The sequence below is a fragment of the Pedobacter terrae genome (genome assembly GCF_036946585.1).
In the GTDB taxonomy this organism is placed as follows: domain Bacteria; phylum Bacteroidota; class Bacteroidia; order Sphingobacteriales; family Sphingobacteriaceae; genus Pedobacter; species Pedobacter terrae_C.
The window spans coordinates 109,938-123,915 of sequence record NZ_JAQIIV010000010.1 but is presented as its reverse complement, the minus strand read 5'-3'; the positions used below and the strand labels follow the sequence as shown (position 1 = coordinate 123,915).

The window sequence follows — 13,978 nt, the reverse complement described above, 5'->3', positions numbered from 1 at the left end:
ATGAAACATCACCATATATTAAAATTTGCCGCTTTTGCGGTTTTAAGTCTGGCCATTTCTTGCAAAGGAGGTGCGCAAAATGTAAATAATACAACTGTAAAACCATTGTATGTATCTGATCCTGTTGATTTTGATACAGATGATCCGGCAATCTGGGTAAACCCGAACGATCCTGCGCAATCTTTGGTCATCGGTACCGATAAAGATACCAACGGTGGTTTGTATGTCTTCGATCTGAAAGGTAAAATCATCAAGTCAAAAACGGTTAAGGGCTTAAAGCGACCTAACAACGTGGATATTGCCTATGGTTTGCCGTTAGCAGGAAAGAAGATAGATATTGCAGTCACAACCGAACGTTATACCCATAAACTGCGGATCTTTTCTCTACCAGATATGAAAGCAATAGACAATGGTGGAATTCCGGTTTTTGTTGGCGAAACAGGAGCAGAGTACCGGGATTTGATGGGTATTGCGATGTATACCGATCCTTCCGGAAAAATTTATGCCATTGTTGGTCGTAAAACCGGACCTAAAAACGGAGGTTATCTTTGGCAATATGCATTGGCAGATGACGGAGAGGGGAATGTTAAAGCAGATTTAGTGCGGAAATTTGGAATGTATAGCGGCAAAAAAGAAATCGAAGCCATTGCCGTTGACAACGAATTGGGCTTTGTTTATTATTGCGATGAGCAGGTAGGGATACGCAAGTATTATGCAGATCCGGCCAATGGGAATAAAGAACTGGCACTATTTGGGAAAGGCGATTTTGCCGTGGACAATGAAGGTATCGCTATTTATAAAACCCAGGGCAATAAAGGATATATCCTGGTATCCGATCAGGGTGCCAGACAGTTAAAAGTGTATGATCGGGTGGCTAAAGCCAATACAAATAATTCTCATACACTGTTAACTACCATAAAATATTCAGCTAACCAAACGGATGGTATTGATGTGGTTTCAGCTCCTTTGAATAACGATTTTAAACATGGTTTGTTAGTGGCGATGAGTGATGATAAAACTTTTCATTTTTATAGATGGGAGGATATAGCAGGTAAAAAACTAAATGTAAACAGGTAATACCAGACTGAGCAATGACGATTTTTTATTGATGCTGTTAATAGGTCGAAATTAACAGTACCAAAAAAATTAAATGGCAGGTTTTCAGTTAATCGTCATCTTGACCTCGGTGCTTGCCCGTGCAGGCGTGCCTGTCCATACGGCCGGGCACGCCTCGTTGCTCCGGTCGAGGTGAAGCCTATTTATTTAAACTGCAATATTATTCGATAATTTATATTCAGACGGGGTAATTCCCGTCTGTTTTTTAAAGTATTTACCAAAAAAAGAGGAGTTGCTAAAGCGTAGTTCCATTGCAACTTCCGAAATATTCATTTTATGGCTCGTAAGCAATAATTTTGCCTCCCTGATCACCATTTCGTCAATAATTTTACCTGCCGTTCTATCAGTTACCTGTTTCACCACCTGCGATAAATGCCTGGGGGTAATGCGTAAGCGGGTGGCATAATAAATAACACGTTTTTCTTTCTTAAAGTTTTCTGATACAAGCGATAAAAACCGGTTCGTAAGTTCTGTCTTGCTATCATGCACAAAAGGCAATGCATCTTTCTGTTTGTTTTTTAACAGGAAAATATCGTACAATAGTTCTAAGAAGCTGTTGTGGACAATATTTTTAATCTGAGGCGTATCTTTAGGTACGTTCAATTTTTTGTGGAGGGCAAGCATATCATAATAAATGAATGTATGCTCTTCTTTTGATAATGAGAATTTATGAATAGGATTGGTCTGGAACATTCGGTAAGCTTCGCCACTATTGAAAAATACACCCTTGGTTTTCAAATAACTTTCACTAAAATGAATGCTGATAAAAGAAACATCATTGTTATCTCTAATTTCATAAACCGCATGTGGAAAAATGAGCAAAATATCTCTTTGGGTTAATACATGTTCTGTAAAGTTTATCCGCAAGTTCATTTTTCCTTTAGTAATCAGGATTAGCGCATAACTTGATACCCGAAACGGCTCCGAACTGCAATAACTCGGATCTGTGCTATGATGTATTTTTGCCATCAGGCCATCATTTAACGAAAGCGCTTCCTCATGGCTTTTTTCTGAAATGGTTTTGGTGAGTAAATCTTCTTGCATAAAATCGTTCGATGTTTTTTAATAATTTCTTAACAGATCCAATCATCTTTTGCACTACAATTTCACCCACCCCTTTTTTGGATAGTTTTTGCCCTTTATCTGTCGGATTTTTAATGTGGCAAATGTAATGTTCGTAATTAATTTTGCAATATTATTTTTTTTAAATGACTAATTTCTGATTGATTTTTGAGTTTTTGATTAATATTTTAAAATGTTTAAAATGCTTAAAAACAGTTTATTATGATGTATGTTATGCTTTAATTAATGTTTTTTAACTTTTTTACTATTTTATAATAAAAGTCAGAATGTCAATTGGTCAATTCATCTGAATGTCACTTTTTGCCAATCCAACTTTTTGACCAATATATCCCACATTTGAACCTTTTTTTGCCCTCAGTTACACACTAAAATTGTGTGATCAAATCATTTGGTTAATGCAGCCTTAATCTACATCGATGATTTTTATTTCTACATGTAGTATTTGGATTGCAGATCAATGTTTCAGAACAGGGTTTTAAAAACTGAAGAATATAAGTGTTCAGCATGCGTAAAAAATTACAAGATAGAATTGCCTCTTTTAGGGATGCGGCGGTGATAAAGGAAAAAGGATTATATCCTTATTTCAGGTCCATATCATCCGGTCAGGATACCGAGGTGGTGATCAACGGAGAAAAGGTACTCATGTTTGGTTCAAATTCCTATTTAGGTTTAACCAATCATCCCAAAATAAAAGAAGCCGCCAAAGCAGCTATTGAAAAATATGGAACTGGTTGTGCAGGATCGCGGTTTTTGAACGGTTCACTCGATATCCACCTTGAACTGGAAAACCGCCTGGCCGAATATGTAGGTAAAGAGGCTGCAGTGCTTTTTAGTACCGGTTTCCAAGTCAACTTAGGGGTTATATCCTGTTTGCTCGACCGCAACGATTATCTGTTGTTGGATGAATACGATCATGCCTCTATTATAGACGGTAGCCGTTTGGCCTTTTCCCGCACCATTAAATATGCGCATAATGATATGCAGGATCTTCGCCGGAAACTAAGCCGGTTACCTGAAGATGCCGCTAAACTGATTGTGTCTGACGGGATTTTTAGTATGGAAGGCGATTTGGTAAATCTTCCTGAAATGGTAGAAATTGCCAATGAATTTGGCGCTAATATTATGATGGATGATGCACACAGCCTAGGTGTAATTGGTTTTAATGGATCAGGAACGGCATCACACTTCAATCTCACAGCAGATGTCGATCTCATTATGGGCACTTTCAGCAAATCACTGGCCTCGTTGGGTGGTTTTATAGCCGGCAATACCGAAACCATCGAGTATATTAAACACCGTGCCCGCTCACTCATGTTCAGCGCCAGTATGCCGCCATCTGCTGTTGCCAGTGTGATCGCTGCACTGGATATAATCGAATCAGAACCTGAAAGGATTGATCAACTTTGGGCCAATACAGCATATGCGAAGAAACTTTTGCTCGATGCAGGTTTTGATATCGGGCACAGCGATAGCCCTATTATTCCCATTTATATTCGCGACAATACCAAAACCTTCATGATTACGAATATCCTTCAAAAAAATGGGGTATTTGTAAATCCGGTGGTTTCTCCTGCAGTACCGTCAGATTCATCTTTGATCAGGTTTTCTTTAATGGCTACACATACTTTCGATCAGATTGAATCGGCCATAGCCAAGTTAAGTGCAGCTTTTAAGGCTGTTGATGTAGAATTAGTGGGTAGTCAATCATGAGAGAACTGGTAAAGGTTTCTTGTAAAAAAGCATTAGCCGCATTTGTAGATTTTCCACACGAATTGTATGCAGGCGATGTAAATTATGTACCCGAACTTTTTATCGCCCAGCGCGATCTACTTACCCCAGGTAAACATCCTTTTTACGAACATTCTGAAATTCAGCTTTTTTTGCTTTATGACGGAGGTAAAATAGTAGGACGGATTGCTGCAATCAATAATAACAATCATAATAAAGTTTACGAATCAAAAGACGGATTTTTTGGTTTCTTCGATTGTATCAATGATGCAACCGTAGCTAAGCAACTCGTTGAAGCTGCGCAGGATTGGCTAAGACAAAAGGGATTAACCAAAGTTTTAGGTCCGGTAAATTTCTCTACCAATGAAGTATGTGGCTTGCTCATTGAAGGCTTTGATGGGCCGCCAGTAGCCATGATGCCATATAATGCCAAATATTATCTGCCGCTTTTGGAACAAATCGGCTTTCAAAAGAACGTCGATTTACGGGCCTATCGCTACACTGCCGGTAACTATAGCGAAAGGTCGGTCAAATTGTTGGATAGGATAGAGGAACGCTTGATGCGGAATGATATCATTCTCCGGAAAATCAATATGAAGAAATTCAAGGAAGAATGTAATGCGGTGAGGGAAGTATACAATAAAGCATGGGATAAAAACCTTGGTTTTGTACCCATGACGGATAAGGAATTTGATTATACGGCAAACGACCTGAAGCTGATCCTCGACCCCGAATTTTGTATCCTGGCAGAGCAGCACGGCAAAATTGTAGGCTTTGCACTGGCTATACCCGATATCAATCAGATTCTAATTAAAATTAAACGGGGAAGGTTGTTTCCGACAGGTTTAATCAAACTCTTGGCCAATAAAAAGAAAATTGATGGCATCCGTATTTTATTGCTTGGCGTGGTAGATGGTTACCGTAAAATGGGGATTGAAGCCTGTCTTTATGGTCGCATCATTAAACATTTCAAAGCTAAAAACATGAAATATGCGGAAGCCAGCTGGACTTTAGATCATAACGATTTAATTAATAAACCCATTGAAGATATTGGTGGAAAGTTATATCGTAAATACAGGATTTTAGAGAAAGCGATATGAAAAAGCGGGTGTTGATTACGGGAGCAACTGGGTTTGTAGGCTATCACCTGATTAAATCTGCTTTGGCCAAAGATCTTGAAGTATACGCCAATGTGCGTCATTCAGCCAATGCAGCACATCTTAAAGATTTTCCGATAAACTATGTTAACCTTGATCTCTCGTCTATATACCTGTTAAAAGAAAATATAGAAGAAAAAAGATACGATTACATTGTGCATGCCGCTGCGGTAACAAAGGCAAAGAATCTGGAAGATTACAATAAGATCAATGCCATATATACCAGGAATTTAGCGATAGCCGCATCGAAATCAGCATATCGCATCAAGAAATTTGTATTTATCAGTAGTCTGGCTGCACTGGGGCCTTTAGATCAGAAAAATGAAAAACTCACTGACAATGGGGCTTCAAATCCGGTAACCAATTATGGCATCAGCAAAGCACTTGCTGAAACATATCTGGCCCAGATTCAGGATCTGCCACTAATTACTTTCAGGCCTACGGCAGTTTATGGACCGCGCGAGAAAGACATTTTCATATTAATTAAAACGATTAAAGCAGGGCTGGAGCTATATATCGGCAAACAGGAACAGCAATTAAGCTTTGTATATGCCACCGATTTGGCTGATATCATCATAAATGCACTCGCATCTGATGTGGTTGGTAAAAGTTACAATGTATCTGATGGAGCAGTTTATAACCGATCGGCACTGGCTGCCTACGTGCGCAAGGCTTTAAACAAAAACACATTGATTGTAAATGTGCCTTTGCAAATCATTAAAGGCCTTGCCTGGGGGATGGAACGGTTGTATGGCACTTTCAATAAGATTCCGGCTTTAAATGTAGATAAGATAAAAGAACTCACCGCCCTTAACTGGGTCTGCGACATTAAAAATATTCAGAAAGATTTCGGTTTTGCTCCCCGGTTCGGATTGGAAAAGGGATTAAACGAAACCATCAACTGGTACCGTAAACATAATTGGTTATAGGATTTTAAATAAAAATAGAATGAAACAACAAGTAAAAGCAGCCGAAGGTAAACTGGGAATATTAATGCCAGGATTAGGCGCTGTAGCAACAACGATGATTGCCGGGGTGGCTGCAATAAAAAAAGGGATCTCGAAACCCATTGGCTCATTAACGCAAATGGGAACTATCCGTTTGGGTAAAAGAACCGAAAAAAAAGAGCCAAAAATTAAAGATTTTGTTCCTTTAGCCAATCTGGAAGATTTAGTGTTCGGTGGCTGGGATGTCTACGAAGATAACGTTTACGAAGCCGCATTGAATGCCCGTGTATTGGATGCCAACCTTTTGCGCGATGTACGCGAAGAATTACAGGCCATTAAACCCATGCGTGCGGCGTTCGACAGAAATTACGTGAAAAACCTTGATGGTAAATATGTAAAAGATATCGATAACCGTTACGAACTGGCTTTAGCTGTAATGGAAGATATTAAAAATTTCAAAGCAGAAAACAACTGCGACCGTATCGTACTGGTTTGGTGTGGATCTACTGAAATTTATTTCGAACCATCAGAAGTGCATGAGTCATTGGCTGCATTTGAGCAAGGTTTAAGAGATAACGACTTGCGCATTGCGCCAAGTATGATTTATGCTTATGCGGCGTTAAAATTAGGAATTCCGTTTGCTAATGGTGCACCGAACTTAACGGTTGATATTCCTGCTTTAATTGAACTGGCTAAAGAAACCGATACCCCAATTGCAGGTAAAGATTTCAAAACTGGTCAAACTTTAATGAAAACCATTTTGGCACCTGGTTTAGCAGCACGTTCGTTAGGCGTAAACGGTTGGTTCTCTGATAATATTCTAGGTAACCGCGATGGTTTGGTGTTAGACGATCCGGATAACTTTAAAACCAAAGAAGTATCAAAACTGGGGGTATTGGAAGATATCTTTAAACCAGAGCTCAATCATGATCTGTACGGCGATATGTATCACAAAATCAGGATCAATTATTATCCGCCTCACGGTGATAACAAAGAAAGCTGGGATAACATCGATATTTTCGGTTGGTTAGGTTATAAAATGCAAATCAAAATCAATTTCCTTTGCCGCGATTCAATTTTGGCTGCGCCGATAGTATTAGACCTTGCTTTGTTTATCGATCTGGCTAAACGTGCAAACCTTTCAGGTATTCAGGAATGGTTATCATTTTACCTGAAATCGCCACAAACAATCCCGGGTGTACCTGCAGAAAACGACATTTTTAAACAGTTAATGAAACTTCAGAATACCTTACGTTACATTATGGGCGAAGAATTAATCACCCATCTAGGTCAGGATTACGAAGAAGAACTGATAGAAACGGTATAGTGTTTATCCATAAATTTCTTTCAACGGCTCTGGGAATCGGGTATATCGGCAAAGGTGCTGGCACCTTTGCTGCTATAGCAACCTGCATATGCTGGCACCTTTTCCAGGGCCCTTATACCAATCCCTATTTATGGCCAATACTACTCACCATGTTAATTGTAATCATTGGGATAATGAGTGCTGACAGGGTAGAAGAGATTTGGGGTAAAGACCATAACCGGGTAGTAATTGATGAAGTGGCGGGAATGTGCATTACCCTATTATTTGTGCCTTTAAAATGGCAGTATACCTTAATCGGGCTTGTTCTTTTTAGGCTTTTTGATATTCTGAAACCATTTGGTATCCGCAAATTAGAAGAATTGCCAGGTGGTTGGGGTGTAATGGCTGATGATGTACTGGCTGGAATTTATGCAAATGTTATACTTCAAGTGGTAGTGGTTTTTGAATTTTTCTAAACATGCTTACCTACCTAAAAGCACAGGCCTCATCCTTATTAGCTTCTGCAACCGATTTCGGCATCACCATTATTGCGGTAAACCTTTTCGGATGGTGGTACCTGGCAGCAAGCATCATCGGTACCATTTCGGGTGGTGTAGTTAATTTTTACGTGAACCGTAAATGGGTTTTTCAAAGTAAATCTACAGCCATCAAGTGGCAGATATTGAAATATGTTTTGGTATGGGCAGGTAACCTGATCATCGTAACCGCAGGTGTATTTATGCTCACCCATTTTTTTAATCTCAATTACGTACTCGCCAAAGTTTTAAGCTCCATTTTAACGGGCGTAAGCTACAATTATATCATGCAAAAGCAGTTTATTTTTTCCAATTAAATGAAACCGATTTATTCATTTTTATTATTCTTAACGCTCTGTTTTATTTTGCAGGTAAATGCTCTTGCCCAAAGAACTATTGTGTCCGGTACTGTACGCGATGCCGTAACCAAAGAAACGCTGCCCAATGTTTCGGTTTTTTTTAAAGATACCCAGATCGGTACACAGACCGATGCGAACGGGAAATATGTCGTTGTTTCTCCAAATCCCCAAAGCGAGATCAGTTTCAATTATGTAGGTTATCGTACTATTATTAAAAACACTGTTCCCTCTGCGACGCAAGAACTTGATGTTGCCCTGGTGCCCGATTCGAGAGTCTTGGATGATGTAACTGTTGTGGGCGGTAAAAAGATAAAATACCGTAACAAAGATAACCCCGCGGTAGAATTGATTCGCCAGGTAATTGCGCATAAAGATGAAAACCGTATTAAGAGCTACAATACTGTTTCTTTTAGGCAATATGAAAAAATGCTGTTCTCATTGAGTAATGTGTCAGATAAGTTTAAGCATAAAAAAATCTTCAGAAATTACCAGTTTCTGTTTCAGGAGCAGGATTCGACATTGATCGGTGGAAAAAATCTTCTTCCGATTTATATTCAGGAGCAACTGGCCGATAATTACCTGAGCAAAAATCCGGAAAAGAACAAAACCATCATAATAGGAGAAAAACAGGTTCAGTTTGATAGCCGTTATATCGATAATAAGGGAATGAAAACTTATTTCGATAGAATGTACCAGGATATCGATATTTACAAAAACAATATCTCCGTTGTCAGTAATGAATTTTTGAGTCCGATTGCAGATGGTGCCCCCGCTTTTTATAAGTTTTTTATTACCGATACCATCAAAACACAGAAGCCTGAAATTATAGAGCTGTCTTTTACTCCGCGTAATACAAACGATATGTTGTTTGAAGGGAAGATTTATGTCACTAATGATAGCCATTATGCTGTTACCGGAGCTTCTTTTGGGGTGAACAAAAATATCAACCTCAACTTTGTGCGCGCACTAAAAATCGATCTGAATTTTGAGCCGAATGATAAAGGCAAATACAGTTTGAGCAAAAGCAATTTACTGGCCGATTTTGGTATCGGTAAAACCAAAGGCATTGGCTTTACAGGTGAGCGTAGCGTTACTTTTAAAAATTACCAGTTTGATACGGTACTGCCCGATACTATTTTTCAAGGGAAAAGTACCGTTGTACTGGCCGATGCAGCAAAAAAGGATAACAAATTTTGGGAGAAAAATAGGTTAGATACCATTTCCAGCAACCAGCTGAAAATTTACGGTAATATCGATACCCTGCAAAATCTGCCATCTTTTAAGCGGACAATGAAAATTGTTACCCTTTTGTTTGCTGGATATCAAAACCTTGGCCCTTACGAAATTGGTCCGGTAAATACCTTTTACAGCTTTAATAATGTAGAGGGGTTAAGGCTACGGTTTGGCGGACGAACAACCCCAGAGCTTAGCAAACGCTACTATTTTGAAAATTATTTAGCCTACGGTATAAAAGACGAGAAATGGAAGTTTTTCCTTTCCGGAACTTATTCATTAAACAATAAATCGATCTATGAATTTCCTCAAAACTATATTAGGGCTAGTTTTCAGCGTGATACCAAAATACCTGGACAAGAACTGCAGTTTGTTCAGGAAGATAATTTTCTGCTCTCGTTTAAACGTGGGGTAAATGATATGTTGTTATACAACGATTTTTATCGTCTAGATTATGTAAAGGAGTTCGAAAATCACTTTTCATATAACCTGGGTTTTAAAAAGTGGAGTCAGACACCAGCCGGCGGATTAAGTTACCTGAATGAAAATAATCAACTGGTAAACCGCTTAACCACCAGCGAGGTATCACTGCAGCTTAGATACGCCCCAAATGAAAAGTTTTACCAGGGCAAAATTTATCGTGTTCCCATTGCCGATCGATATCCGGTATCTAATTTGCGTTATACCGCAGGTTTAAGAGGGGTGCTTGGAGGCGAATACAATTACCACAACCTATTGGGCAGTATTGATAAACGTTTTTATCTGTCACAGTTAGGTTATAGCGATGTCACAGTAGAAGGCAGTTATATTGCCGGAAAAGTGCCATTTCCTTTATTGGATATCCACCGCGCCAACCAAACTTATGCTTATCAGCTCAACTCCTACAACCTGATGAACTTCCTTGAGTTTGTTAGTGATCATTACGTGAGCATCAATATCGACCATAATTTTAACGGTTTCTTTTTTAACAAAGTGCCACTGCTTAAACGTTTGAAATTAAGGGAAGTGGTATCCTTTAAAGCCTTGTATGGCGGTTTAAGGAATGAAAATAATCCAAATTTACAAACGGGTTTATATCAGTTGCCGATTTACGAAAACGGGGCACAGCGTACTTATGCACTTGGCAACGATCCTTATATGGAAGGTAGTGTTGGCGTGGGTAATATCTTTAAACTGTTAAGGGTCGATCTAGTCAAGCGTTTTAACTATCTTAACAATCCGGAAGTTTCAGAATGGGGAATAAGGGCAAGGGTAAAATTTGATTTTTAAAAAATAAATCATGGAAAAAAAGCTAAGGGACAGCCTGCAACAGGGCATTTATAAGGTAATCAATCCTTTTGTGAAGGGCTTGATCAAAATCGGTTTAACACCTAATGCGGTAACCACTATTGGGCTGATCCTGAATATTGGCGTAGCCATCATTTTTGTGCTCGGTGCCGAAAAATCTAATCGCGGCGACATGTCTTACATCGGTTGGGGAGGAGCGTTGGTACTTTTTGCTGGTTTGTTCGATATGTTGGATGGTCAGGTGGCGCGATTGGGCAATATGAGTTCGAAGTTTGGCGCTTTATACGATTCGGTACTCGATCGCTATAGCGAAATGATTATGTTTTTAGGTATCTGTTATTACTTAGTGGCACATCACTATTTTTTGAGTTCGCTTTTTGCTTTCGTTGCGCTAATTGGTTCGATGATGGTGAGTTATACCCGTGCAAGGGCCGAGGGATTAGGAGTGGAGTGTAAAGGTGGTTTAATGCAGCGGCCGGAACGGGTGGTAACGATTGGTGTTTTTGCCATTGCTTGTGGTATTGCCGGTCATTTTATTGGTGGCAATTACAAGTTGTATGTGCCAGGAATTTCTTTTCATGTATTCGAAACCATGTCGATTTTTACCATGCCAATCACAATCATGGCCGTATTGACAAATATTACAGCAATTAAACGTTTGCAAGAGGCTAAAAAAGGTCTGGAAGCAAAAGAATTTAGCGAGCGAAAAGGAAACAATAAAGCGGCCTTAATTGCGGGTTTGGTATTTACGGGAAGTTTGATCGGAGTATTTTCTTTTAGTGCCAATGCGCAAGGATCAGACCCTTCTCCGATTACATTTCCAACGCCGAAAGACATTAGCAATCAATTGTTTTATTTACAGCGAGATCCGAATACCAACACCATTATTTGCCAGTTAAATGTAGATAAACATGGTGAAGTGAATAAAGACCAACCCGTAAATGTGTTTTGGATTCGTTACGGAGATAAGGGTGAAAAGAAAGAACTGAATTATATTCAGCGAAAATTTGCTTATGGCATAATCAGCAAAGATTTAGGGAACGGTCAGTTTGAATTGCGGTTTACCTCTCATAAAAAACTGCCGATGTATTTGAATAAATCTGGTACTGATAAGAAATACCATGTTTTCGCTACTATTAACAATAAAAAAATGCAGTTGGAAAGAATATTCCTGCGGATTGAGGGCGGGACGTTTTGGTTTCCGAACGTGAAATATGTAGAAATAAAAGGTTTTGATGCTTCGGAACCTTCGAAGGTTTTGGTGGAAAGGATTAAGGTGTAGCGGAGGGCGATTGGTGCCGGGCGTTTTGAGAGAGGCGTTCCCACCAAGCCTGTCATTGCGAGAAGGCTTTTTCAGCCGACAAAGCAATCTCTCTCGAATTGTCATTTCGAACGGGGTCGGTAAATCTAACGAGATAGATCTCTCCCCGCCTGTACGGGCAGGCTTCCGATGAAGAATCGGTGAGCTCCAGTCGAGATGAAGACCGGATTAATGTTAATTGTCATTCTGATTACAACGAAGAATCTTTAACAAAGAGCCTGTATTTAAAATAATAAGTTGTTAGGGAGATCCTGAAACACCCGTCCGACTGACGGGGCGGAAATTCAGGATGACGATTAAATGAGCGGAGCGAAGAACAGTTTAAATAAATTATCATGAAAAAGAATTTTGTTTCCAATTCAACCGCATCCATCAGGATGTTTAAAAACGACTTTATGGAAAGCCTCTCAAAAGTTCGTTTTTATGTGCCGTTGATTGTATATGTTCCAGTTATTGGCTTTCTTTTTTGGAAAGCGCTATGGGAAATTGAAATGCCGGTTTTAAGCTTTATTGGCTGGTTTTTGTTTGGTCTGGGTATCTGGACCATTACCGAATACATCTTACATCGTTATGTTTTTCATTTCGAACCCGAAGCCGAATGGGGCAAAAAAATACATTTTATCTTTCATGGGGTACATCACGATTACCCTAATGATGCCAAAAGGTTGGTAATGCCACCCTCTGCCAGCATTCCAATGGCTTTAGGCTTTTACTTTCTTTTCGATTGGTTATTGCCCGATAACGTTGTTTATCCGTTTTTTTCAGGATTTATGATCGGTTATTTATTTTACGATATGGTGCATTATGCACTTCACCATGCTAATTTTAAAAACGGTTTCTGGAAAAAGCTAAAGCAACATCATATGCTTCACCACTATTCCGACTCGACAAAAGGTTATGGGGTAAGCTGGACTTTTTGGGACCATATTTTTAGGTCTAATTTTGATAAGAAATAATATGCAGCAAGAAGCATTGCTTAAAAACGAATTTTACCATATCCGTAATATTTATCTAACAGTTGCTATATCTGTTGGATACCTATTGTTATCAGTACTATTGGTTGACTTTAAAACCGATCAGTTGGTGCTGATTTTTCTTTTTAACGCTTTGTTTTACCTATCCAGTGGAACCAGAAAGTTTATCCTCGGCTTTTCAATCTTTATTGTCTATTGGATACTTTTTGATTACATGAAGGCTTTTCCAAACTATCTTTTTAATACGGTGCATATCGAAGATTTGTACAACTTGGAAAAAAATACCTTTGGCATGAATTACCATGGCTTAATACTTACACCTAACGAATATTGGAAAATAAACAGTACTTCATTTTTAGACGTATTGACAGGTTTTTTCTACCTGATGTGGGTGCCTGTACCTTTAGCATTTGCCACTTATCTTTTCTTTAAAAATAAAAAACAGTTTGTTTGGTTCTCACTCACCTTTGTTTGGGTAAATTTATTGGGTTTTGTGGTTTATTACGCTTTTCCCGCTGCGCCACCATGGTATGTACAAGAACATGGCTTCGAGTTTATAGCCAAAACAGCTGGTAATACCGCTGGCTTGGCCCGTTTTGACCATTATTTTGGCATCACACTTTTTCACGGGATATATAGCAAAGGTTCTAATGTATTTGCGGCCATGCCATCTCTGCATTCATCCTATCCAGTTATTGTTGTTTATTATGGATTAAAAAACCGCTTAGGGAAAATTAATATTTTCTTTTTTACCGTAATGCTTGGCATATGGTTTTCGGCAGTTTATACCAGTCATCATTACACACTTGATGTATTGGCCGGGGTAATCTGCGCGCTTTTGGGCATTATTTCTTTTGATTATTTAATGCGCTACACCAAATTGAAACAACTTGTTGCTAAAATGATAGTCACCATTGATAGATAGCATCTT

12 protein-coding genes are annotated in these 13,978 nt (G+C 39.0%); 11 read left to right on the top strand and 1 reads right to left on the bottom strand.

The genetic code is table 11. The features are described from left to right. Nucleotides 1–1,077, top strand: a complete 1,077-nt coding sequence (locus PGN18_RS14510) for a phytase (protein ID WP_335320266.1) — start codon at nucleotides 1–3, stop codon at nucleotides 1,075–1,077. 186 nt (nucleotides 1,078–1,263) lie between these two features. Here PGN18_RS14510 and PGN18_RS14505 read toward each other — a convergent pair whose 3' ends face one another. Further along, nucleotides 1,264–2,160: an AraC family transcriptional regulator gene (locus PGN18_RS14505; RefSeq protein WP_335320264.1), complete on the bottom strand. Its 897-nt coding sequence runs from the start codon at nucleotides 2,158–2,160 to the stop codon at nucleotides 1,264–1,266. Nucleotides 2,161–2,703: 543 nt separating this feature from the next. Here PGN18_RS14505 and spt point away from each other — a divergent pair. From spt to PGN18_RS14455, 10 genes are all read left to right on the top strand, one after another. Continuing rightward, nucleotides 2,704–3,909 (top strand): serine palmitoyltransferase, encoded by a 1,206-nt coding sequence (gene spt / locus PGN18_RS14500; RefSeq protein ID WP_335320263.1) that lies wholly within the window; start codon nucleotides 2,704–2,706, stop codon nucleotides 3,907–3,909. Beyond that, nucleotides 3,906–5,027, top strand: coding sequence for a hypothetical protein (locus PGN18_RS14495; protein WP_335320262.1), 1,122 nt, complete (start codon nucleotides 3,906–3,908; stop codon nucleotides 5,025–5,027). The genes spt and PGN18_RS14495 overlap by 4 nt, the downstream gene beginning before the upstream one ends. Continuing rightward, the gene (locus tag PGN18_RS14490; protein WP_335320261.1) at nucleotides 5,024–6,013 is read left to right on the top strand and encodes an NAD-dependent epimerase/dehydratase family protein; all 990 of its coding nucleotides are present in this window, start codon (nucleotides 5,024–5,026) and stop codon (nucleotides 6,011–6,013) included. The genes PGN18_RS14495 and PGN18_RS14490 overlap by 4 nt, the downstream gene beginning before the upstream one ends. A gap of 19 nt (nucleotides 6,014–6,032) precedes the next feature. Continuing rightward, complete coding sequence (locus tag PGN18_RS14485; protein ID WP_335320260.1) at nucleotides 6,033–7,358, top strand: inositol-3-phosphate synthase; 1,326 nt, start codon at nucleotides 6,033–6,035, stop codon at nucleotides 7,356–7,358. Further along, nucleotides 7,358–7,813, top strand: a complete 456-nt coding sequence (locus PGN18_RS14480; RefSeq protein WP_335320259.1) for a phosphatidylglycerophosphatase A family protein — start codon at nucleotides 7,358–7,360, stop codon at nucleotides 7,811–7,813. The genes PGN18_RS14485 and PGN18_RS14480 overlap by 1 nt, the downstream gene beginning before the upstream one ends. A 2-nt stretch (nucleotides 7,814–7,815) precedes the next feature. Then, nucleotides 7,816–8,190, top strand: coding sequence for a GtrA family protein (locus tag PGN18_RS14475; protein ID WP_335320258.1), 375 nt, complete (start codon nucleotides 7,816–7,818; stop codon nucleotides 8,188–8,190). Beyond that, nucleotides 8,191–10,734, top strand: coding sequence for a DUF5686 and carboxypeptidase-like regulatory domain-containing protein (locus tag PGN18_RS14470; RefSeq protein ID WP_335320257.1), 2,544 nt, complete (start codon nucleotides 8,191–8,193; stop codon nucleotides 10,732–10,734). Nucleotides 10,735–10,744: 10 nt separating this feature from the next. Then, on the top strand, nucleotides 10,745–12,034 hold the full coding sequence (locus PGN18_RS14465) for a DUF4833 domain-containing protein (RefSeq protein ID WP_335320256.1): 1,290 nt from the start codon (nucleotides 10,745–10,747) through the stop codon (nucleotides 12,032–12,034). A 374-nt stretch (nucleotides 12,035–12,408) separates the two neighbouring features. Then, nucleotides 12,409–13,029: a sterol desaturase family protein gene (locus PGN18_RS14460; RefSeq protein WP_335320255.1), complete on the top strand. Its 621-nt coding sequence runs from the start codon at nucleotides 12,409–12,411 to the stop codon at nucleotides 13,027–13,029. Between the two features lies 1 nt (nucleotide 13,030). Continuing rightward, nucleotides 13,031–13,972: a phosphatase PAP2 family protein gene (locus PGN18_RS14455; protein WP_335320254.1), complete on the top strand. Its 942-nt coding sequence runs from the start codon at nucleotides 13,031–13,033 to the stop codon at nucleotides 13,970–13,972. The last annotated feature ends 6 nt before the right edge of the window (nucleotides 13,973–13,978 follow it).